This is a genomic window from Pseudoalteromonas sp. Z9A6 (assembly GCF_011378805.1).
Taxonomy (GTDB): domain Bacteria; phylum Pseudomonadota; class Gammaproteobacteria; order Enterobacterales; family Alteromonadaceae; genus Pseudoalteromonas; species Pseudoalteromonas distincta.
In genome coordinates this window covers 147,500-169,474 of record NZ_WTKZ01000001.1, presented here as the reverse complement: position 1 = coordinate 169,474, position 21,975 = coordinate 147,500, and the positions used below count along the sequence as shown (strand labels likewise).

Annotated in this window: 18 protein-coding genes; 5 read left to right on the top strand and 13 right to left on the bottom strand. The window is 39.6% G+C overall.

From position 1 onward, the window contains the following. Nucleotides 1–463 precede the first annotated feature (463 nt). From GQR53_RS00715 to GQR53_RS00700, 4 genes are all read right to left on the bottom strand, one after another. A complete protein-coding gene (locus GQR53_RS00715; protein ID WP_165742582.1) occupies nt 464–1,390 on the bottom strand; it encodes an EamA family transporter in 927 nt (308 codons plus the stop codon). Between the two features lie 102 nt (nt 1,391–1,492). Then, nucleotides 1,493–2,200, bottom strand: a complete 708-nt coding sequence (locus GQR53_RS00710; protein WP_165742581.1) for an AraC family transcriptional regulator — start codon at nt 2,198–2,200, stop codon at nt 1,493–1,495. Between the two features lie 311 nt (nt 2,201–2,511). After that, nucleotides 2,512–4,095, bottom strand: coding sequence for a sulfotransferase (locus tag GQR53_RS00705; protein ID WP_165742580.1), 1,584 nt, complete (start codon nt 4,093–4,095; stop codon nt 2,512–2,514). 103 nt (nt 4,096–4,198) lie between these two features. Further along, complete coding sequence (locus GQR53_RS00700) at nt 4,199–6,616, bottom strand: TonB-dependent receptor (RefSeq protein WP_165742579.1); 2,418 nt, start codon at nt 6,614–6,616, stop codon at nt 4,199–4,201. A 467-nt stretch (nt 6,617–7,083) separates the two neighbouring features. On the opposite strand from GQR53_RS00700, the gene GQR53_RS00695 reads away from it, so the two are divergent. Both GQR53_RS00695 and GQR53_RS00690 read left to right on the top strand, forming a co-directional pair. Then, nucleotides 7,084–8,178: an NADH:flavin oxidoreductase/NADH oxidase gene (locus GQR53_RS00695; RefSeq protein ID WP_165723381.1), complete on the top strand. Its 1,095-nt coding sequence runs from the start codon at nt 7,084–7,086 to the stop codon at nt 8,176–8,178. A gap of 73 nt (nt 8,179–8,251) precedes the next feature. Continuing rightward, complete coding sequence (locus GQR53_RS00690; protein WP_165742578.1) at nt 8,252–9,448, top strand: MFS transporter; 1,197 nt, start codon at nt 8,252–8,254, stop codon at nt 9,446–9,448. An 81-nt stretch (nt 9,449–9,529) separates the two neighbouring features. On the opposite strand, the gene GQR53_RS00685 is transcribed toward GQR53_RS00690, so the two are convergent. The 3 genes from GQR53_RS00685 to GQR53_RS00675 form a co-directional block, all read right to left on the bottom strand. Next, complete coding sequence (locus GQR53_RS00685; protein ID WP_165742577.1) at nt 9,530–10,393, bottom strand: DMT family transporter; 864 nt, start codon at nt 10,391–10,393, stop codon at nt 9,530–9,532. A gap of 235 nt (nt 10,394–10,628) precedes the next feature. Continuing rightward, on the bottom strand, nt 10,629–11,372 hold the full coding sequence (locus tag GQR53_RS00680) for a FadR/GntR family transcriptional regulator (protein WP_002960591.1): 744 nt from the start codon (nt 11,370–11,372) through the stop codon (nt 10,629–10,631). Nucleotides 11,373–11,799: 427 nt separating this feature from the next. Then, entirely contained in the window at nt 11,800–12,786 is a 987-nt protein-coding gene (locus tag GQR53_RS00675; RefSeq protein WP_165742576.1) for a Gfo/Idh/MocA family oxidoreductase, read from the bottom strand. Nucleotides 12,787–12,983: 197 nt separating this feature from the next. Between GQR53_RS00675 and GQR53_RS00670 the strand changes: the two genes are divergently transcribed. After that, a complete protein-coding gene (locus GQR53_RS00670) occupies nt 12,984–14,585 on the top strand; it encodes a GMC family oxidoreductase N-terminal domain-containing protein (protein WP_165742575.1) in 1,602 nt (533 codons plus the stop codon). 27 nt (nt 14,586–14,612) lie between these two features. Here GQR53_RS00670 and GQR53_RS00665 read toward each other — a convergent pair whose 3' ends face one another. The 3 genes from GQR53_RS00665 to GQR53_RS00655 all read right to left on the bottom strand — a co-directional run bounded on the left by GQR53_RS00665 (nt 14,613) and on the right by GQR53_RS00655 (nt 16,320). Further along, nucleotides 14,613–15,428, bottom strand: a complete 816-nt coding sequence (locus GQR53_RS00665) for a class I SAM-dependent methyltransferase (protein WP_165742574.1) — start codon at nt 15,426–15,428, stop codon at nt 14,613–14,615. Between the two features lie 3 nt (nt 15,429–15,431). Then, entirely contained in the window at nt 15,432–15,833 is a 402-nt protein-coding gene (locus tag GQR53_RS00660; protein ID WP_002960599.1) for a hypothetical protein, read from the bottom strand. Nucleotides 15,834–15,900: 67 nt separating this feature from the next. Then, nucleotides 15,901–16,320 (bottom strand): DUF3429 domain-containing protein, encoded by a 420-nt coding sequence (locus GQR53_RS00655; RefSeq protein ID WP_165725021.1) that lies wholly within the window; start codon nt 16,318–16,320, stop codon nt 15,901–15,903. A 283-nt stretch (nt 16,321–16,603) separates the two neighbouring features. On the opposite strand from GQR53_RS00655, the gene ahpC reads away from it, so the two are divergent. Both ahpC and ahpF read left to right on the top strand, forming a co-directional pair. Then, the gene (gene ahpC, locus GQR53_RS00650) at nt 16,604–17,173 is read left to right on the top strand and encodes an alkyl hydroperoxide reductase subunit C (protein ID WP_007581822.1); all 570 of its coding nucleotides are present in this window, start codon (nt 16,604–16,606) and stop codon (nt 17,171–17,173) included. Between the two features lie 154 nt (nt 17,174–17,327). Then, on the top strand, nt 17,328–18,902 hold the full coding sequence (gene ahpF / locus GQR53_RS00645) for an alkyl hydroperoxide reductase subunit F (protein ID WP_165742573.1): 1,575 nt from the start codon (nt 17,328–17,330) through the stop codon (nt 18,900–18,902). A gap of 117 nt (nt 18,903–19,019) precedes the next feature. Here the strand turns inward: ahpF and GQR53_RS00640 are convergent, their stop codons facing one another. From GQR53_RS00640 to GQR53_RS00630, 3 genes are all read right to left on the bottom strand, one after another. Beyond that, nucleotides 19,020–19,280 carry a hypothetical protein gene (locus tag GQR53_RS00640; protein ID WP_010555288.1) on the bottom strand — a complete coding sequence of 87 codons (261 nt, stop codon included), beginning with the start codon at nt 19,278–19,280 and terminating at the stop codon, nt 19,020–19,022. 37 nt (nt 19,281–19,317) lie between these two features. After that, entirely contained in the window at nt 19,318–21,339 is a 2,022-nt protein-coding gene (locus GQR53_RS00635) for an ATP-binding protein (protein ID WP_165742572.1), read from the bottom strand. Nucleotides 21,340–21,749: 410 nt separating this feature from the next. Next, a complete protein-coding gene (locus GQR53_RS00630) occupies nt 21,750–21,971 on the bottom strand; it encodes a hypothetical protein (RefSeq protein WP_007581825.1) in 222 nt (73 codons plus the stop codon). Between the last annotated feature and the right edge of the window lie 4 nt (nt 21,972–21,975).

The following is a 21,975-nucleotide window of genomic DNA, read 5'->3' as shown; positions in this document are numbered from 1 at the left end:
GGAGCTTATGGACTATGGATTGGGGCGTAACTTGGATAATTTGGCCTGTACTTTTCGCTGCACTGGTTGGATTAATGGAGTTGCTGGATAAAGAAGAGTGATGAACATGATATGCATCTTTATCAGCGATACAAAAACCTAATCTTAACCAGTAACTTTCTAATATGGCAGAGATTAGGGGGATACAAATAAGTCATCTAAATATAAATACTTGAACAACCGCTATGCTGGCATTTACGATCATCAATCTAGACCTAAATTCAAATACTATAAATGGCACTTTAGCGAAGTTCGGCTGTGAGCGTGAGGCAGACTGTGAGAAATTATGATGTATGAAGTCAATACTCGTCTCCTTGGTTATTACATTTTATGAACGTTCGTTACGAGCGTTCATGTTTTTTACTTTATACAAATGAATCATACCCTATGGCAGGCTTTTAAAAGTATTGTTAATGCTCTTAAGCTACATAGATTTAATAGGTAATCTTAATTGCTTTTGAGGTTTGATGGTTTGCATTAATAGGCATAGTGATACCAAAGCCACACCTATCCAACCAATTATCTTAAACCTTTCACCAATAACGAAAACGGCTAAAACAGTTGCAACTAATGGTTCTATTAAGGTAAGTAATGTCGCTTTACTTGCATTTATATAATTCAAGCCAAAACCAAATAGTAAGTATCCTAAAAACATTGGAATTACTGCCATATACAAAGATACCAATGCATTGGTTGCGCTTGAAAATAAGTTATCACCTGTAAACCATAATGAAGGGAGTAACAATAAAGCAGCACAACCGAACAGTCCTGACATTGACGATTTCGAATGAACTCCACTTTCAATTAAACTCCTTGCTGCCCATGAATAACCTGCATAGGTTAATCCAGCAATACACCCCAAAAGAATACCCAGGCTCTGTTGATTAATACTGTATGAAGGATCATTACTCTGATCTCTACCTAACGTTAATAAAGTAATACCTATAGCTCCAATAACAAAACTCAGTACCCATTCCAGTGATATATTTTTTTTACTAATTAGGCTTTCAAGGATTGCAGCAAAAAAAGGTGCCGTAGCAATTGAAACTACAGTGCCAATTGCAACACCTGATAAACGCATTGAAGTATAAAATGCTAATGGATAAATAGCGACAGAAGCGGCACCTAAAAGTAATACCTTAGGCTGTGAAATCATGAGCTTATAATCTATAAATAACGTTTTTCGTGCTGTAATAACAAGTAGCACTCCCCCTATTCCCATAGAGAATGCACCAATTGCAAACGGACTCACATCAGGGGAATAGCTTGCTGCGGTGCCTGTTGTTCCCCACAAAAAACTAGCAATAATGATAGCAATTACACCTTTAAAACTTCCGTGATGACTTTGCATAGTGATACCTGTTTTTTTATTATTTCAATACAGAAATTGTATGCTAATGATGAAAGGAGTTTTTAACAATTAAGACGCTATCGTTGACAATAAAGACTAAGTTTACTTTTTGAATTTATTAGGTGGTAGGCCAAAGTATTGTGAAAACTTTCGGCTAAAGGCTGACGGCTCTTTGCAGCCTACTTTTTCACCAATGATTGATAGTGGATAATCTGTGTGTGTTAGTAAAGCTTGCGCTTTTTCCATACGAAGTTTGGTTACGTATTTCATCACAGTCATATTTGTTTGTTGCTTAAATAGTTTCTTAAACTGCGTTTCGCTTAGAAAAGCAGATTCAGCCAGGCGTTTAATGTGAAGTTGCTCTGCAATATTTTGCTCTATGAAGGATATTGCTGTACCAATACGGTTATCTACTTTTGGCAATAAAGGTTGCTCTGCAAGCAGTAAATTGAACATTTCAAACATCGCCTGTTCTAATTGAGCATTAACTTTATTTTCTAATTGGTTTTCGATAAAGGTTAAGTAACTTTTAAGGGATGAGTTAATTGCAAAAACAATACAGTGTGAAGATGAAATATTTAGGGGTAGGTTTTTCATGTCCACAACTACAAATCTAGCTTCAGTATCTGCAGTGAACAAGTGCTCTTCATTGGCTTTAACTACAACACATTCACTTGGCGCAACTTTACCATTGAAATCACCAACGCATATATTTATGACACCACGTAAAGGTAAAACCAATTGATTAAAGTGATGTGAGTGACGGGTTGGTTTTGTGCTATAAGAACGAATAGATAATAGATTTTTCATAATAACAGAAATGTATGGCCTTATTTCATCCTGATTTTGGTTATACATAGTAGAGCAATGGATGACAAAGTGAAGTGTTAGTTTTATTGGCTCTTTAACTTAAACCTCAATGACTGCAATGGTGGCTTAGCAGTCCCACTCAAAGGCTTTGAAAGGTAATATCTGCTGTTGGCATTCTCCGCCACTCCACAACATAAAATGTTGATAATAATTGGCAAGGTATTTTACTGTGTCGGATGGCGCTTCGCTTATCCGACCTACATTGGCACAAAGCCGCCTATTTGGATTTTCCCACCGGTAAAATAAAACGTTTATTCAATACTAATACCTTGCTTTAAAAAGTACTCCACTGCTTTATCAGTATGGGGCTTAAATGCCTTCCAACGGCCAATTGCTTTGCTATTTAATGGTTGGCGTACTTGCACTTTACTGGCCGTAGATACCGGAGCGGTGTTTAAGTGAAAGTCTATACATTGTGCTTGCCATTCTAAGTTACAAAAGCTGACTAACTCTTTAATTTGTTGCTCGGGCTGTGCGACTAATTCTTCGTATTTTACTAATTTTATATTGCTGTGCAGGGTACTAAAGTGCTGCATTAGTTTGTAAAAACGGCTGTAAAATTTTGCTGTGTCGAGTAAGTCGAGCGAGTACGCGTAGTAGGGGTTATTAATGGTAAATAATTGGCGATAGTTGCCAATACAGGTGTCCATTGGATCGCGCAGCATACAAATTATTTTGGCGTTTGGCAGTGCTTTGGTTATTAAATCGATATAAAAAAAGTTAAACGGGAGCTTATCAATAAAGTGTTTATGGCTGCCTGTTATTACGCGTGTTGCGTTTAAATAGGTTGACCCAAGCTGATTAAAATCAAGCTCGTAGGCTTTACTGAGCGTTTGAGTGTCGAGCACATGGGGTGTTTGTGTTTGGCTCAGCTTTTTAACACTTAGGCCAAAGTCTTGTAATTCACCGGCTGATTGCACGTCGCTGTGGCTCGATAAAATACGCTCAACCAATGTGGTGCCAGAGCGGGGCATGCCTAATACAAAAATAGGTTCGGCCGTTGGGTTACCTTGTGTCAGCGCTTGTGTGTGCTGCTCACTTAAGTGTTTAATGTGTTCAAATAACTCAGTTGAGCTTTTATGATCAAACGGCTGCACAGCACGTTTTACTATTTTACCTTGCTCTAACGCGTTAAAAGCCTCTGAATATTCACCAATATCTTGATACTCTTTTGCGAGTGCATGGCCAATATGCAGTTTTGCATCGGGGTGTGTTACTTGCTCAAATACATTTTTTAAGCGCTCAATATGATTGTTTTGTGTACTTACTTTAGTTAAATCACTTAATGCAAAATGACTTTGGTGGTGCAGCGGGTTAAGCGCTATGGCATTTTCAAAAGCGAGTTGGGCTTTATCAAATAGCCCTAAAAACTTAGCGCTTACACCGTAGTTATAATAAAACGGTGGTTGAGCTTTGTTAGCCGCTGTAGCCAGTGTAATAGCGCGCTCAAAGTAGTTAAGTGCTTGCTCGTGAATACCTGCTTGAGTAAGTGCAACGCCAAGTGTGTCGGCATCAAGGGCTTTAGTTATTTGCTTTAATGGCACCGATAGTGCGGTATTTTTTGCTTTTTGTAATTCGCCAGTAAGTGCGTAACATTTAGCAAGTTGCGCGGTGTATTCAATACTTTGGCCAAGGGTAAGGGCTTTTTCGATGAGCTTTATTGCTTTGTGTATTTGCCCAACAGTTAAATTAACCATAGCTAACAAAAAATACCCATCAGCAAAGTCTGGTTTGAGTGTCACTAACTCCACTAGGGCTTTGTGTGCTTGCTCTATTTTACCTTGGTTTAGGGAGTGTATTGCGCTTTGATGAAGTTGCTTTAAATTTGGCTGCATGGTTTTGGTAATTATTATTTTGTAAAAGAAAATAAAAAGGCTCAAATAAATTTGAGCCTTAAAACAGTATTTAAAAAGTGAGACTGTTTAAAAGTCGCTTAAATTATATTTCAAATTTGTAGTTAAATTTAACACCTACCGTAAGCGGGCGATTAATGTAATGGCCGTAGTTACGTTGTATGTCGGCGCCATTAGCTGATGTTATGTCTTCATCTGAACGACGAACGGATGTAACCGCGTATTTGTTGAATAGGTTATCAACATATAGCGTAGTTGACCATGCATCGGCTGTTAATTTAGCTGATATATTACTTAAGCTGTAACCTGGTAGTGTTTCGCCGTTATCACGAAGCCCTACTCTTGAAAGCACGTCGCTTTGCGCGGTTAAACCGTAGTTAATATCAAGCGTTTTGTCGTTAAACACGTCTGTTTGATAGTTTACACCCATAGAAAATTGATTTTCAGGTGAGCCTGGTAAACGGTCGCCGTCTTCTGCGCCATCGGTACCATCGGCATTAAACAAAAATGGTGCGTCTGATGTTAGCTCTGCTTTTGTGTAAGCATAGGTTGCGTAAACTGAAAACGAGTCAGATAAAATAGCACGGGTTGAAATTTCTACCCCTCTTGCATTAGCGCTGCCTGCGTTTGAAAGGTACGTTAATTGACCTATATCTGTAGCGCCTGTAATTTGTGCATCATCCCAATCTACGTTAAATAACGCGGCGTTAAAGTGTAGCTGGCTTCTAAACCATGTACTTTTAAAGCCTAGCTCGTAGTTTGTTGTGGTGTCGGCTTCATATAATAATTCGTCAGGTTTACCACAACCTGTTTGTTGATCCTCAACAATTGGATCAGGGCAAGACACTAAACCGTTTGAACCACCAATTCTAAAGCCTTCACTTACTGTTACATAGCCCATTACTGAGTCAGTGAACTGGTATTTAGCATTAAATTTAAATAAGTTACCGTTATCGCCTGCTTCGTCTTTTTCGTATGCAACGGTGGTTACATCAGGATCTACTCCACCATATAATGTATTTGCTAGCGGGAAGTCAAAAGCCGCTTGCGACTCTATATCGTATTTGTAAAAACGGGCACCAATGGTCACATCTAATTTGTCGGTAACTTGGTAGCCAACTTCACCAAATAGTGCAGACTCAGTGACGGTACTTTTTGTAAGCTCTAAGTATTCTAATGAGTCAGGTCTTAGCTGCTCGCCACCAAAGTTATCGATAGCGAATTGGTCAAACCCAGGGGTAAACTCTCGGCTTGATGCTTCGGTTTCTGTTTTGTTGTAAAAGCCACCCACAATCCAGTTAAAGTCGCTGTCGCCTTGCGACACTAAGCGAATTTCTTGAGTAAAGGTATCTTCTTCGTCAATTTCACGGGTAAACGTTGAAAACGAAGGAAACTCTTCATAACCGTAATCAAGACGAATTAGTAAGTCTGTTTGATCGCGTTGACCGTCGGCATCAAAGCTTGAAATACCGGTTGCCGATACTAGCTCTGCAAAACCTAGGTCGGCTTTTAGTTCGAGGCTTAGTAATTGATCTTTTTTCTCGCGAGGTTCTTCAAAGCGATAAGCCGATTCGTATTTACCTATTACATCGCTTAAACCGTTATTTGCATTAAGGCTGTTGTAATGAACAATCGAGCGGCCTTCGCTGTCTTGGTTTTGGTAAAAGTAGTTAAGCGTACCTTCAAACGATTCATTTGGTTTAAAGCGTACGGAAATACGACCTGTTGTGGTGGTTTCGCCGTTGGCGTCTTTTACATTTTTAAGGTTGTTATTAACTGCTGAGCTATCGCTCCAATCTGGATCTGGCAACGATACGCCAGGTTCACGTACTACATAGCCGTAATCGATAAAACCCGGATCTTCATATACATTTAAGCTGGCGCGTACCGCTAATTTATCTTCGATAATAGGAAGGTTAAATATAAAACCGCCTTCGCCACCTAGAGAGTCACTTTCTTTTGTTTGAAACAGGTCGCCGTAAACTTCAAGCGATGTAAAATCAAGCTCAGGCTGTTTAAGCATGTAGCGAATTGCACCGCCTAATGTGCCTGCACCATAAAGGGTGCCTTGTGGCCCAATTAATACTTCAACACGCTCAATATCTACAAGGCGCATATCTACCGAAACCGGAATTTCGTTAATGTAAGTAGATACCGTGCCGCCATCTGATGATGGACCAGATGAATTGGTATTTAAACCACGAACAATAATAGGCGAGCCTGAGCGACCACCTTGATCGGTAATTGTTAAACCAGGTACCCAGCGCGCTACATCGGCAAGCTCATTGATATTTTGATCTTTCATAATATCTGCATCAAGGGCTGTAATATTTAGCGGTGCATTTTGCACAGAGCCGCTGCGCCTTGTTGCTGTAACTTCGATTACTTCGAGTGATTTGTTTTTAGCTGCAACTTCTTCTTGAGCAAGTGCGGCATTAGGCAATAAAAATACGCTAGAAACAGCGCTCGAAATAGCCAAGGTTAACAAGCTTGGTTTAAACATAAAAAGTGATCCCCGGTTCAAATGTTTTACATTAGTAAATTAAGTTAAGCAGTTTATCAGGGAGTGAAGTAGCTTGGAATTTTAATTCACTTTTATAGAATAAATATATTTTGTTTGTGGGGGGGGGGTATTTAGTTAATAGGCAATATAAGCAATAGCTTAGTCCTATTAGGTACAGCTAGGTTAAAAATCGCACTCTTGTTTAAAGGTAAATAGTCATTCATTTTTTAAAAATGGCTTTATGATGTGCTCGTTAAACAAATTATTACATTAAAATTGATAGTTTATAATGTTATTAATTATGCTTTTATCAGCACTATTAAAGTATATTTTTATCCCCATTAAGAGTGTTAAGTCGGAATTATAAGTAACTGTGTAAGTTATTGAGTGAGCGTGTTTGATTGCCGCTTCGTATTCTTTTTTTTGTTTTGTCAGCACTTTTTTGTGCGTGTTTTTAAGGATTAACAATGAGCCAACTATTTTCGCCTTTATCACTTGGGCAAGTAACGTTAGATAACCGTATTATTATTGCACCCATGTGCCAGTATTCAGCAAACAATGGCGCTGCTAGCGATTGGCATACTATTCATTTGGGCCAATTGAGTTTAAGTGGTGCAGGATTACTTATTTTAGAAGCAACAGCAGTAAACCCAGAAGGGCGTATTAGCTATGGCGATTTAGGGCTTTGGAATAACGAAACCCAGCAAGCCCTAGACAAAAGCCTAAAAGCAGTAAGGCAATACAGCCCTATGCCTATTGGTATTCAGTTAGCGCATGCTGGGCGCAAAGCATCAACTGAAAAACCATGGGACGGTGGCGATGCCATTGCACCTGATGATGTTAATGGCTGGCAAACGCTCGCCCCTTCGGCAATTGCGTATGACGCTAACAGCCCAGTACCAAAAGCAATGAGCCAATCCGATATTGACTCACTAATTAAAGACTTTGTCAGTGCAGCTAAACGCGCTGATGAACTCGGCCTTGATTTAATCGAGCTACATGGTGCGCACGGTTACCTGTTACACCAGTTTTTGTCGCCACTTTCAAACAAGCGCGATGACAACTACGGTGGTAGCCTAGAAAACAGAATGCGCTTATTGCTTGAGGTATTTAAAGCAGTACGCGCGGTATTCCCAAGTGAAAAAGCAGTGGGTGTGCGTATCTCGGCAACCGATTGGGTTGAAGGCGGCTGGGATTTAGAGCAATCGATAGTGCTTAGTAAAGCGCTTGATGAACTCGGCTGTGATTTTATTCATGTAAGTACGGCGGGTTTAAGTCCTGAGCAACAAATACCAGTAAAACCTAATTTTCAGGTGCCATTTGCAACAGCGATAAAAAACGTTGTTAAAATGCCTGTAATAGCCGTTGGTTTAATCACTGAGGCGCAACAAGCCGAAGATATTATTAGTGAGCAGCAAGCCGATGGCGTAGCACTTGCGCGTGGTATTTTATATAACCCGCATTGGCCGTGGCATGTTGCTGCAGAGCTTGGTGCTACAGTGACTGCACCTAAACAGTATTTACGCTCAAGCCCACATGGGCAGCCATCCCCAATTAAGTAAAGTTTAGTTTTTTGTAAAAACCCAATCAGCGTTTGCTGGTTGGGTTTTATTATTTTTGTAAAGTAGGATACACATGACCCAAACAGGCGTTTCACCACAACCACTTAGCAATACACTCGTCACTATTATTGCTTTGTGCTGCGGCCTTATTGTTGCCAATATTTACTACGCTCAACCTATCATTGAGTTACTAGCACCAGAGGTGGGGTTAAGCTCGCATAGTGCCAGCCTTATCGTATCGCTTACACAAATAGGTTATGCCTTAGGTTTGTTTTTTTTAGTGCCTTTAGCTGACTTAATAGAAAACAAACGCTTAATGCTTATAACGCTCGCTGTGTCGTTTTTAAGTTTAGTGGGTACGGCATTGGCTGATTCACCTAATGTAATGCTTATTTTATGTTTGATGATAGGTATAAGCTCGGTGTCTGTTCAGGTTCTTATTCCGCTTGCTGCGCATTTATCGTCGGATGAAAAACGCGGACAGGTGCTTGGTAATATTATGGCAGGTTTGCTGTTAGGTATTTTGCTTGCAAGGCCAATATCGAGCTTAATAGCCGATCACTTTGGTTGGCGTGCTGTATTTTACTTTGCAGCAGGGTGTATGGTGTTTATTGCAGGCGTAATTTATTTTGCTATTCCAAGCAGGCAACCTACCCATAAAACAACGTATTTTAAGTTATTAAAATCGCTTAAACAGTTAATGATTAGCCAACCAATGCTGCGCCAACGTTCACTTTTTCAAGCATTAATGTTTGCATCGTTCAGTTTATTTTGGACGAGCGTACCGGTTGTGCTTGCCCGTGAGTATGGTTTATCGCAATCAGAAATAGCATTGTTTGCATTAGTGGGTGCGGCAGGTGCTGTAGCTGCCCCCATTGTTGGTCGCTTGGCAGATAAAGGCTATACACATCAGGTATCGTTACTGGCCAAAGTAATTGCAGCAGTGTGCTTTTTACCAAGCTTATTTGAGCTACCTTACGGCATTATAGTATTGGCATTAACCGGTGTGTTTATTGATTTTGCTGTGCAGGCCAATATGGTATTGGGTCAACGTGCAGTGTATGCACTAGAGCCGCAAAGCCGTGCGCGTTTAAACGCTATTTACATGACGAGTATATTTGTAGGTGGCGCAGTAGGCTCGCTTATTGCCAGCCCATTATATGAAGCGTGCGGGTGGACAGGTATTGCTCTGGTCGCGACGGGCATGCCGCTTATTTCGTTGATTGGCTATTTGGTTACAACTAAAAAGCAAAGTAAGGCTGTGAGTTAAAAAATTACTGGATACAACAGAATAAAGTCACCATGTTGCGTGGTGACTTTATTTAGATTATTTAGGTTATTTGGTAGTTAACTAAGTAGTCTGTTTTTTTGCGTTTGAAAACGAGCTACCAACAGATGCAATAATTACAAGTAAAATAGCGAGCCACTGCCATAAAGTAAGCAATTCACCCAGTATAATAAACCCTGCGAGCGAAGCTATTGCAGGCTCTAAACTCATCATTACGCTAAACCCTTGTGAAGGCATGTTACGCAGTGCAACCATTTCAAGTGTGTAAGGCAGTGCGCTTGATAAAATAGCAATACCAATACCCAGTGGGATAATTTCCCACGTAAACGCGGCGCTTTGCATAATGCCGCCGTATGGTACTAGCACTATAGCGGCAACGGTCATACCCAATGCGACAGTTGCTCCACCAGAGCTTTGTGTGCCCGTTTTTTTACCAAATAATATATAACCTGCCCAACATGCACCAGCACCAAGCGCAAGCGCTACACCCAATGGATCAAGGCTGTCTTGGCCGCTCATATCTGGAAGCAGAAGCAAAATACCGGCAATAGCACAGGCAACCCAAAATAAATCACGTTTACGGCGCGATGAAAATAAGGCAACAGCAAGCGGGCCTGTAAATTCAAGCGCTACACCTATGCCAAGTGGAATACGTTCAATGGCGTAATAAAACAAAATGTTCATACCGCCTAAACTTAAACCATACACAACTATAGGAATACGATTGCCTCGTGTGGGTAAGTGTTTCCACGGTTTAAACACTAAACAAAGTATTAGAGCAGAAAAACCAAGCCTAAGTGCCGTCGTACCCTCAGGGCCAACAATTGGGAAAAGTTGTTTAGCAATTGAGGCGCCAGACTGTATGGTGACCATAGCCATTAGTACGCACAACACTGCTAGTAAAAAGCTTTTTGAAGATGATTGCATTTTTATCCTTGAGTTGAGTAACTCTATCAATTAGTTAAATTGTAATGCAGGGAGTATAAAAGCTAAACCCGCCCGATATTAATGGCGGCATAGTATCTTTTTTTAAATTTATAGGTAAGTGTTTGCGACCAAAAATAGCGCAATTAAAAGTATATTAAATAGGGCAGGTAAATAAAGTAAGAGGTAAAGTTAGCAAACAGGCGTTTGCTAACTTTAATCAGTTGGTTAAAAGGCCTTAGTGGGCACTTTTATTAACTAAGCCATCAAGCGAGTAGAGGCCTCGTTTTTCATCATTTTTGCGTTTAATTTCTTCAAGTGCACGCGATTCTACAGCGTCAAATAAAGCATTAATTAAGCGGTTAAAATGTTTGTGCATTGCACTGCGCGCTGCATTTGCATCATGCGACTTTAGGGCTGTATAAATAGCGGTGTGTTCGTCCATAACGCATTCGTTATTGTTTTTACACACACTGCCATAGTCAGCAACAATTTGTGGGTTTGTTAAACGTAAATCCCACAAGTTAGACACTGCAAATTCAAGTGCTTTATTACGCGTTGCTCTAGCTATAATTTCGTGAAACTCACGGTCGGCTTGCTCAACATACAGGCCTTTTTCCATAGCAATTAATGTTTTATTTAGTTGCTCTAGTTCTTCTTCTGTAATGCTTTGAGCAGCTAAAGCGGCAATTTCGCCTTCAATTAATGCGCGAGCTTGAGTAAGTTCAAATGCACTGATCTCTTTTGATTTTATAGATGCATTTTTTTGTTCTACTACGTAAACACCAGAGCCGGTTTTAACTTCAACTCGGCCACGTACTTCTAATGCGATAATAGCTTCTCTAATGGTAGGGCGACTTACATCAAACATTTCTGCAAGTTCACGTTCAGGTGGTAAACGACTCCCAGCAGAAAATTCGCCTTGATTTATTAAAGACTCAATTTTATCAACTATGCGCCAAAATAAGCGACGATTACCCATACTTTACCTTCATTACCTTAAGGAATAGTGGCCTCTGGGGCCTATAAGTCAAAACCAACTGTTAATGTCAGAGGTTACCTTAAAATTCACTATTATGTCAAAATTCTAACGCGATGTTAGGGTTAAAAACCACTTTACACCAACGGTTGCATTCTTGTATCACCAATTTAGTTTAAAATAATGTAATTGGCCAGCTTGATTGGTAATGTTTTTATGTGTTAGGTTAGATTTAAGGTTATTGAGTAATAAATATTGGTAATAAACCGAGTTGGGTTGTCAGTGTTAAGTTTGTTGTAGAAGTATTTGATTGCCCATGGATGGGGATCGCTATTTTAAAGTGTTTTGTAAAATGTGTCGTTGTACGAGAGCTATTTAAGCTTTCTTCTGGGCGTTAGCTGTCGTTGGTTAACGCCCATATTTTATTTAATTAGTCGTTAGGGTACACAACCCCAAGCTGTTTGCGCGCTTCATCAAGAACGCTCATTACGTTACTGGCTAAAATGTGCGTATTAACAGGTGACTCAAGGATATTTTGCTTCACTAATGACATGAAATGCTCAACTTCGTATTTCATAAAGTGCTCATCAAACGGCTGGGATATAATCTCTACATCACCATTATTAGTAATAAATTCCACTTTTTTAAGTTGCGATACGGCTTCTATACGTATGCGCCCAAGCTCGCCTTGTATTTCGGTTATGTTGTCGCCTTGCGATATTTTGGAGTAACTAATAACGGCTTGTTTATCTGCATAGTTTAGTAATACATCGCCCGCACCATCTACACCAGTATCGAGCAATACGCCACTGGCACTCACGCTTTTTGGTGCCCCCCAAAGTGCAATTAATAAATACAGCGGGTAAATCCCTAAATCAACTAAAGCACCATTTGCAAACTCGGGTAAAAATGTGTTTGGGCGTTCTCCATTTTTATACTTATCGTAACGCGATGAGTATTGACTGTACTGGCCAATATATTTACGTGGTGTGCCAATTTTTACCATTGCCTGTTGTAGCTGTTCATAGTTAGGCAAGTGAGTGGTCATCATGGCTTCCATGTAAAGGCGCTGATGTTTTTTTGCTGTAGCTATAATGCTTGCAAGCTCTTTAGAATTGGCAGCTGATGGTTTTTCGCCAAGGACATGTTTACCCGCTTCTAGACACATAACGGCATATTGTTTGTGTAAGCTATTAGGGGCGGCTATGTAGACAGCATCGACATTTTGATCTTGGCAAACTTGCTCGATTGAGGTGAAAATTTTTGCTTGTGCATTTTGTGGGTGTTTGGCTAAAAATGCTTCGCCGCTAGATACTGCGCGCGAGCACACCCCATATAAATTAAAATCGTTTAACGTATTTGCAGCGGCTAACAATGTGTCGCTAATAAAATTGGTGCCAACAATAACAAAGTTCATGCTCACTCCTTGGAAAATATAAGAGCGATAATTGTATCATTTTAAATTTTGGCGTGTTTGTTTTAAAGGTTAAGTTTTTAATGTGTTTAGGCTTTAATTAACGTCGTTTTTTAGCTGAGGGTTTATGCAATATAAATAGCGATTAATGAGCTGGTTTTATGTATTGTGGTGTAAATAAAAAGTAAACGGCAAGTTGTATGAGCACAGAGTATGATTACATCATAATTGGTGCAGGCAGTGGCGGCTGCGTTATGGCATCGCGATTGTCTGAGGATAAAAATGTCAGTGTGTGTTTAATTGAAGCTGGCGGCAGCGATAAAAGTGCATTTGTGCAAATGCCAGCTGGCATAGCAGCGAGTGTGCCTTATGGCATAAATAGCTGGCATTACAATACGGTGCCACAAAAAGAGCTTAATAACCGCTGTGGTTTTGTGCCGCGCGGCAAAGTATTGGGTGGGTCAAGCTCTACCAATGCAATGGTTTATATTCGCGGTAACAAATACGATTACGACCAATGGGCTGCTAATGGCAATACGGGATGGGATTTTGAGAGTTTACTCCCGTACTTTATTAAAGCTGAGAACAATAAAGCGTTTATAAATAATGAGTTGCACGGAATAAAAGGCCCGCTACATATACAAGAGCTAAGTAACCCAAGCAATGTAAACCAATATTTTTTAAATGCCTGTGCTGAGCAGGGCGTTAATTTAAGCGGTGATATAAATGGTAAAGAGCAAAGCGGCGCGCGTTTATCGCAGGTAACTCAGCACAATGGCGAGCGTTGTAGTGCAGCAAAAGCATATTTAACACCGCATTTAAACCGCCCGAATTTAACGGTATTAACCCATAGCCACGTTAATAAAATAAATATAGCTAATAAGATAACGCAAGGCGTGCAAATAGGGCGTAATAAGGAGGTTATTAATTTACGTGCTAAAAAAGAGGTAATACTCAGTGCTGGCTCTATTAATTCGCCGCAAATATTAATGCTTTCGGGTATTGGCCCAAAAGAGCAGTTAAGTGCACATAACATTAAGGTTCAGCACGTACTTGAAGGTGTTGGCGCTAATTTACAAGATCACTTAACGGTAGTGCCACTTTATAAATCAAAAACAAGTAAAGGCACATTTGGTATAAGCCCGCTTGGCATTGCCAGCATTTTAAAAGGATGCGTTAACTGGTTTAGTAAACGAGAAGGGCGATTAACCAGTAATTTTGCAGAGTCGCACGCGTTTATTAAATTATTTGAAGGCTCGCCAGCGCCCGATGTGCAGCTAGAATTTGTAATTGGGCTGGTGGACGATCATAGTCGTAAATTACACACTGGGCATGGTTACAGTATACACAGCAGTATTATGCGCCCCAAAAGCCGAGGTACTATTACATTAGCTGATAACAATCCGCGTAGTGCACCGCTTATTGACCCTAATTATTTAAGCCATCCAGATGATTTAACTGTAATGCTTGCTGGTCTTAAAAAAACACTCGCTATTATGCAAAGCAACGCTTTTGATAACATACGCGGTAAAATGCTCTACCCGCTTGATATAAATAATGATGAGCAGCTAATTGAGTTTATACGCCAAACTGCAGATACCGAATATCACCCAGTAGGGACATGTAAAATGGGGCAAGACTCAATGGCAGTAGTAGATACTAATTTACGAGTACACGGGGTAAGTAACTTACGCGTAGTTGATGCGTCGATTATGCCTACTATTATTACCGGCAACACAAATGCGCCGGTAATTGCGATTGCTGAAAAAGCGGCTGATTTAATTAAACACGAAAACGTATAATTGAATTAACAATAGCAGGGCTATTAATTAGCGATAAAACTCATTTAGCCATTGTTGCCAATCGCTTTCAAGATGTAGCATTTGCTGATGCTTTTTAGCGTTTAGATGCTTGGCTTCGTCCTCGCTTGCCACATAAGGCCCAACGCGGCATAGGGGGCAATGGTTAGATGTTAAGTATGCAGGCTTTGTAAGGCGTGAGCTTAATTCGCTAGTATGTTTATCGAGACTTTTTGGGCTGAAAACGTAAGTTATGCCGCTTGTGTCTTTAACGTGTTTGTCGCGGTCAACATTACGAATTTTATAACCTTCAAAATGGCTAATATCAAATGGGGTTTGGCCTAAATAATCTGCGGTTAAACCGTTATTTAAACTCCCCTCTATATTCCACTCACGATAAGGTTTTACATCCTTTGAGGTGATGTAACAAAGCATTGGCCCATTTTTATCAAGCGCGTATTCGTTAGCGTATTTAATAAATTGGTGCAGTAAAGCGCGGTTTAATACGTTCATACTGGTTTGGCGCGTGTTGTTTTCAAACGCTTCACGGCCAACAAATGCAGGTATAAGCGGAAACTGAAAAATAACCACATCAAAGCTGTGCTGGTTTTCACTTAGAGCTTGCCAACATGCATGGTTTGTTACATCAAAACTATTAAGTACCTCAACGTTATGCGCTTTTAAGTTGCTAAGTGCATTGTGCTGGTATTTTTGCTCAATAGTAGTTTGGTCATCGTAAGTGGATGCAACCAAAGCTTTTGGCGATAGATGAGTGTAAATAGCGTTCGAAAACGATAAATCGCCATCGCCTACGGTGAGTATTCGCCATTGAGGATTTAAATACATATTTTATTTAGCGTTTATGTTTGTAGCAGTATTATTTATATCGCTATTTGTTTGTGAGTCTTTTGCTAGTAAACGATGAAACGCAAGTCTGGTTTTTAACCCTTCAATAGCGATTTGTTTAATAATAAGATTAAAGGTAATTAAAATGGCAAAGGCAATATGAATAGGGCCGTGAGTGAACCCTGCATCTGTATCGTACAGTGTTAAACCGAATAGCAAAAATAAGACAACTAAAAATATTTCGAGTAATTGACTTGAATAAAAGCTTAAACGACCTTCGCTCTTATGATCTTTTTTAATGCGAATAGCACAAAAAAATGGGATCACTTTGATTTTAAATGCAGCGTTTTTTTCTACGTAGTTTTCGCCAAGTTCATCGAGTTGTTGGCGTAGTTGGTCAATCATGGTGTGTCCTCAAATAGCAGTGCGCGGATATTACCTTATTACCACGCAATATTTAAGTTTACAGCTGCTATTTAGGGTAAATACTCATACCAATAGTAAGGATATGACAAACAAACACAACAGAGGTAAGTACTACACGCATTTTTTGATAATCTTTATGATAGGTTTGCCATTGCGGCGTGGCTTTTTCAAATATAAGTACTAACCAAAAACTAGCACCTAGCCAAGCCAGTGCCCACTCTACAGGTAAAAATGATAAAAATGGAACTGGGATAACAGGTAATACCGCTTTAATTGCATTGCTATAGCTTTGCTCTCCGGCGCGCCACAAGCTACCTGCCATAAATGCTAAAATGGCGATACTGTAAAAAGTAAAAAACTCTAAGTTAAGGCTATTACTGCCAAACATAAGTGGCCAACCCACACACCCTAAAAACGGGATTAAGCCTAAGTAACCTAGTTGTATGTGGTTAAAAAATTTTTCCATTACGGCGTGCCTTATATTTAATGACTTATTTGAAGCGCGGCTATTGTAGCAGTATTGCGATTAGCGATCTTAATAATTCGCCAGCGTTTACAATCCAAATAATGCTTACGATAACAGGGATTATATAGTTCAATCCAAAAAAACCGATTGTTTTAATCTAAACAATCAATTTTATTTAATTATCCATTAGCCTTATTGTATTAACCAAGCCAACGCAGAAGGTCGTTTTAAACGAGAGCGTTGATTACTTTTTAAATACATTAAATATAGATGAGGAAATACCATGAGCACTTCATTAATCAATACTAAATTACAACCATTCAATGCAACCGCTTACCACAACGGTGACTTTGTAGAATTGTCTGAAAAAGATGTTCTAGGTAAATGGTCAATCTTCTTCTTTTACCCAGCAGACTTTACATTTGTATGTCCTACTGAACTTGGTGATGTTGCAGATTATTACGCACAACTTCAAGAAATGGGCGTAGAAGTTTACTCAGTATCTACTGACACTCACTTCACTCACAAAGCATGGCACGATACGTCAGACACAATTGGTAAAATTACTTACCCAATGATTGGCGACCCAACAGGACGTATTACTCGTAGCTTTGGCGTAATGATTGAAGAAGAAGGCTTAGCACTTCGCGGTACATTTGTAATGAACCCAGAAGGCGAAATTAAAATTATCGAAACTCACGATTTAGGGATTGGCCGAAGCGCTAAAGAACTTGTTCGTAAAGTACAAGCTGCACAATACATTGCAACTCACGACGGTGAAGTTTGTCCTGCATCTTGGCAGCCAGGTGAAGACACACTTGCACCTTCACTAGACCTAGTTGGTAAAATCTAAGTATAGATTTATTCCTACTATAAGGGCAGGTAACTGCCCTTAAATCAACGAACATCCGTTTGTTGGTGCCTCCTATATCAATATACTTGTTTAAGCACATGCATTATTTGGCATGGGAGGCTTGCTGTTTAAATTTTCCTAAAAGGGTTAAGCCATGTTAGATAACAACATAAAAAATCAATTAAAAAGCCATTTTGAATCGCTTACTCAACCTGTTGAGCTGCTTATTGCCTTGGATGACAGCAAAAAATCAGCAGAAGTAGAAAGCTTAGCGAACGATTTAGCCTCACTGAGCGATAAATTTACGGTAATGAACAACCCAGATACAAGCGCGCGTCGCCCGTCAATGGTTGTACATTCACCTATTAAAAACACTCATATTACGTTTGCAGGCGTACCTATGGGTCATGAATTCACAAGTTTAGTGTTAGCACTTTTGCATACTGGCGGACACGCAAGTAAAGCTAAAAGCGAAGACATTGAGCAAATACAATCGCTTACTCAAGAGCTGAACTTTGAAGTATACATAAGTTTAAGTTGCCAAACGTGCCCGCAAGTAGTGCAAGCACTTAACACTATGGCAGCAACAAACAGTAATATTAAAGCCACCATGATTGACGGTGCATTATTTCAAGATGAAGTAGAAGAGCGAAATATTTTAGCTGTACCGGCTGTATATTTAAATGGCGAACCATTTAGCCAAGGTGCACTAAGCCTTACTGACATACTTAATAAAGTAGATAGCAAAGGGGCTGCTAAACAAGCAGCAGCACTAAGCGAAAAAGACGAGTTTGATGTACTGGTAGTTGGTGGCGGCCCAGCGGGCGCGTCGGCTGCAATTTACTCAGCACGAAAAGGGTTAAATACAGGCATTGTGGCTGATAGATTTGGTGGACAAGTTGCCGATACACTAGCAATAGAAAACTTTATTTCGATTAAAGCGACTGAAGGTCCTAAATTGGTTGCTCAGCTTGAAGAGCACGTTAAAGAATACGATGTAGATGTAATGCATAATCAGCGTGCAGCGGCACTTGGTTATAACAATGGCTACGAAATTACACTAGAAAATGGCGCAGTGCTTAAAGCTAAGTCGCTCGTACTTGCCACTGGTGCACGTTGGCGCGAAATGAACGTACCAGGGGAGCAAGAATATCGCGGCCATGGTGTGGCATATTGCCCACATTGTGATGGCCCTTTATTTAAAGGTAAACCTGTTGTCGTAATTGGCGGTGGTAATTCAGGTATAGAAGCAGCAATCGATTTAGCTAATATTGTGCAAAGTGTTACGGTACTTGAATTTGCAGACACACTACGTGCTGATGAAGTGCTTATTCGTAAAGCTAAAAGCATGGCTAATATTACTATTATCAAAAGTGCACAAACTACCGAAGTACTTGGTGATGGTAAAAAAGTAACTGGCTTAATGTACACAGATAGAGTGTCGGGAGAGAGCAAAGAGCTTGAACTTGCCGGTATATTTGTACAAATAGGCTTAATACCAAATACCGAATGGTTAAAAGACAGCGACCTTGAATTAAGCAAATTTGGTGAAATACTGATTGATGCTAAAGGCGCAACTTCACTACCAGGAATTTACGGCGCGGGGGATGCAACCAATACTCCGTTTAAACAAATTATTATTGCAATGGGCAGCGGTGCAACAGCAAGTTTAGGTGCATTTGATTATTTAATTCGTCACTCTGAAGAAGCTGATCAAAGCGCTGCTTAATGTAATTAGTAAAAACTCTCTTGATATAACAGCAAGGCTACACCCATAGCTGTTTGTTAACCCAAGCCGCCCTTCTCCAAAGGCGGCTTTTTTAATGCTTAAGAATTAGCACACGATTTAATCGCACCCACCACCAGAATCGCCGCCGCTACAATTTGTATGAGAATGCGATGAGTTACTGCTAGAGGAAACTGATGAGTCACTGCCAGTATAAGCGGATGATCCACGTGATGACTTAGCACTGATAAATGTAACTAACAGCAATACGCCTGATACGATAACTATTGTTATTGATGAGCTCCATTGCCCAGTGGAAACGCCTTTAAATACTGCAACAATAAGTACTGTTAGTAATATAGTTCTAATTATGTTTTTCATTTTATATCCTATATAACCAATCAGTTGACTACAAACGTTAGCTAACTTTAGCTGTATGCTCAAGCGCGTTAATAACCGCTTTTTCAAGTATGGGTAGTTTAAACGGTTTTGATATAAACATATCCATACCGGCTTGTTTGCAGGCAAGTTTGTCTTGTGATGAAGTATTAGCAGTTATAGCCACTATGTAGGTTTCTTCATGCGAGCAGATGTTTTCTGATCTAAGCTGCTTTGTTGCCTCAAATCCATCGAGTATGGGCATTATGCAGTCCATAAAAATAAGGTCATAATGTTTTTGGCGACATTTTAATACAGCATCTTGGCCATCAACTGCAGAGTCGGCTTTTATATTAAGTTTGCCTAAAGAAGCATGAAGTACCAACCTATTAATGTCGTTATCATCTACTACAAGCACTGATAGTTCACTGCCGTTGATATCTAACGTTGATTTAAGACTTTCTTGTTTTTGTTCTGTCCCTTGCTCAATAGGAATATTTACTAAAAACGTAGTGCCTTTATTAGGTGTACTTTTTACCTTTATTTTGCCGCCCATATATTCAACAAGTTCTTTTACTATTGCAAGGCCAAGGCCTGTTCCACCTTTTGAATTTTTAGCATCTACTTCTTGAGAAAAAGGAGAAAACAGTGATTCTAAAAAGCCTTTACTCATTCCTCGGCCGGTATCAGACACTTCAATATTTAAAATTAGCTTATTTTTTATTTTAGAAAGGTTTGTGTTTAATGTAACTGAACCATTTTCAGTAAATTTCAGCGCATTGCTTAGTAAGTTAGAGGTTATTTGGCTAAGGCGTGTGTTGTCGCTAAACGCCCAGCAGTTGTCATCAATTGTATTATTTACTTGTAGCGTTACATGCGTGTTTTTAAATAGAGGTGTATACAAAGAAGTTAAATCGGTAAAAATTGTTTTTAGTAAAAAGTCAGTAGGTTCAAGCTTTAGCTCACCATGATTAATTTTAGAAAAATCGAGAACTTCGTTAATTATACTGAGTAAAATATCGGCGCTTCTAAGTGCGATTTTAATTTTTTCGGCACGCACTTCTTCACTATGCTCGTCGATTAATGTTGTAAGCATACCTGTAATACCATTGAGTGGGGTTCTTAATTCGTGGCTGATTTTAGCAAATAGCATGCTTCTGTCTTCAAGTAGGCGCTCTGCTTGAGCTTGCTTTTGTTTAAGCTCTTCTCGTAGCATTACTGATTCGGTTACATCTTGGCAGGTGCCAAATAACCGCACGCATCGGCCTTCATCAAATTCGGCCTCACCAAAGGTAGCCACCCATAAGTGTTTATTTTTAGCGGTTACTACTTCTAGTTCTAAATTCCATTTTTTGCCTTTTTCTATGGCTAATTCTACCGCGCGAGTAATGCCTTCACGACTTGGGCCTTCTTTATAAAACTCGATTGCAGAATTCATTTGCGGTTGAAATTGTTCATCCACCTCATGTATGAGGTAGGTTTGCTCACTCCAGGTAATTTTATCGGAGATTAGATCAACTTCCCACGTGCCTATATTTGCAATGTGCTCTAACTTTAATAAAGTATTACTATTTTTTATGAGTTGTTCTTTAGCTTGGGTGCGAGCAAATTCCGATCCAAGCCATTGTGCAAATAATTCGATGTAGTCATAAGCATCATCGTTAAAAGCGAGGGAGTCTTTTGCGGATGAAAAGTTAACGGTGCCAAATATTTTATCACCAATTTTTATTGGCGCGCCAATATAAGACTCTAACTGAAAGTTTATATAACAGGGGTGGTTTGCAATTGCACTTTGAGATGCTTTATGAAAGGCAAGTGCAGAGCCAGCAGCGAGCGTATGTACGCAATAGGTGCCTTGTAATTCAAACACGGTACCGGGTAAAAGTGAGTTGTCAGGGGTTTTGGCATATAAAACGGTGTAGCTGTTTTTATCTACTTTACTAATAATACCTAGCTCAAGGTCAAAAACTTCTAACCCAAACACTAAGAGCTTATTAATTTTATTTTCAAAATCAAGAGATTGATTAGAAACTATATCGTGAAAACATCGTAAAAAATTCAAAAGAAAACACCCCGTAAGCTTTTGTTCAATTTATATAATACATAGGCCAATAAGGGCATTGGTATTAATTTAAAATCCAGTTTAGCAGTTTTAATTACTAATAACTAAAATTGATACGTATTAAATTTTATAACCTTATGTTTTTATGAACTAAGTTAGTGGTTTATTAATAGTAGTAGGGCCTGTTGACCTTTCAGGATTAAAAATTGTCCCTAGGCAGAACCCAAAGGGCAACGCATGTTTGGCATTTATGCTGCGTTATCGCCTATTTATGGGGAATAACCACACTAAATAGGCTCTGCCTTGCCTAAATACCAAACACTCTGCTGCAAATTTAACCTCGAAAGATAAACCGGCCCTTGTATATAGCGCAGCATGCCGCCGAGCATATAATACTCAGCGGTATACTTTTAATACGTTGAATTTGGGGTATATTGCGGGTTGATATCGCCGCCTACTTCCTCTGGGTCAACATCGTTAATAAGCAGTGTTTCACGTACAGCCTCAATGTGATCAAGTACGCTTTGGTAGCGCTCGCCATATTCATACTTTGTCACTTCAATCGCTTTAGGCATGTAAGTAAAAGCTATTTTTAGGGCGTGGAGTGCTTCTTCGTTTATTTTTTCGCTCATAATA

Coding starts and splice junctions, on each gene's coding strand:
- GQR53_RS00715 (WP_165742582.1), bottom strand. CDS start 1,390: ATGCAAAGTCATCACGGAAGTTTTAAAGGTGTAATTGCTATCATTATT.
- GQR53_RS00710 (WP_165742581.1), bottom strand. CDS start 2,200: ATGAAAAATCTATTATCTATTCGTTCTTATAGCACAAAACCAACCCGT.
- GQR53_RS00705 (WP_165742580.1), bottom strand. CDS start 4,095: ATGCAGCCAAATTTAAAGCAACTTCATCAAAGCGCAATACACTCCCTA.
- GQR53_RS00700 (WP_165742579.1), bottom strand. CDS start 6,616: ATGTTTAAACCAAGCTTGTTAACCTTGGCTATTTCGAGCGCTGTTTCT.
- GQR53_RS00695 (WP_165723381.1), top strand. CDS start 7,084: ATGAGCCAACTATTTTCGCCTTTATCACTTGGGCAAGTAACGTTAGAT.
- GQR53_RS00690 (WP_165742578.1), top strand. CDS start 8,252: ATGACCCAAACAGGCGTTTCACCACAACCACTTAGCAATACACTCGTC.
- GQR53_RS00685 (WP_165742577.1), bottom strand. CDS start 10,393: ATGCAATCATCTTCAAAAAGCTTTTTACTAGCAGTGTTGTGCGTACTA.
- GQR53_RS00680 (WP_002960591.1), bottom strand. CDS start 11,372: ATGGGTAATCGTCGCTTATTTTGGCGCATAGTTGATAAAATTGAGTCT.
- GQR53_RS00675 (WP_165742576.1), bottom strand. CDS start 12,786: ATGAACTTTGTTATTGTTGGCACCAATTTTATTAGCGACACATTGTTA.
- GQR53_RS00670 (WP_165742575.1), top strand. CDS start 12,984: ATGAGCACAGAGTATGATTACATCATAATTGGTGCAGGCAGTGGCGGC.
- GQR53_RS00665 (WP_165742574.1), bottom strand. CDS start 15,428: ATGTATTTAAATCCTCAATGGCGAATACTCACCGTAGGCGATGGCGAT.
- GQR53_RS00660 (WP_002960599.1), bottom strand. CDS start 15,833: ATGATTGACCAACTACGCCAACAACTCGATGAACTTGGCGAAAACTAC.
- GQR53_RS00655 (WP_165725021.1), bottom strand. CDS start 16,320: ATGGAAAAATTTTTTAACCACATACAACTAGGTTACTTAGGCTTAATC.
- ahpC (WP_007581822.1), top strand. CDS start 16,604: ATGAGCACTTCATTAATCAATACTAAATTACAACCATTCAATGCAACC.
- ahpF (WP_165742573.1), top strand. CDS start 17,328: ATGTTAGATAACAACATAAAAAATCAATTAAAAAGCCATTTTGAATCG.
- GQR53_RS00640 (WP_010555288.1), bottom strand. CDS start 19,280: ATGAAAAACATAATTAGAACTATATTACTAACAGTACTTATTGTTGCA.
- GQR53_RS00630 (WP_007581825.1), bottom strand. CDS start 21,971: ATGAGCGAAAAAATAAACGAAGAAGCACTCCACGCCCTAAAAATAGCT.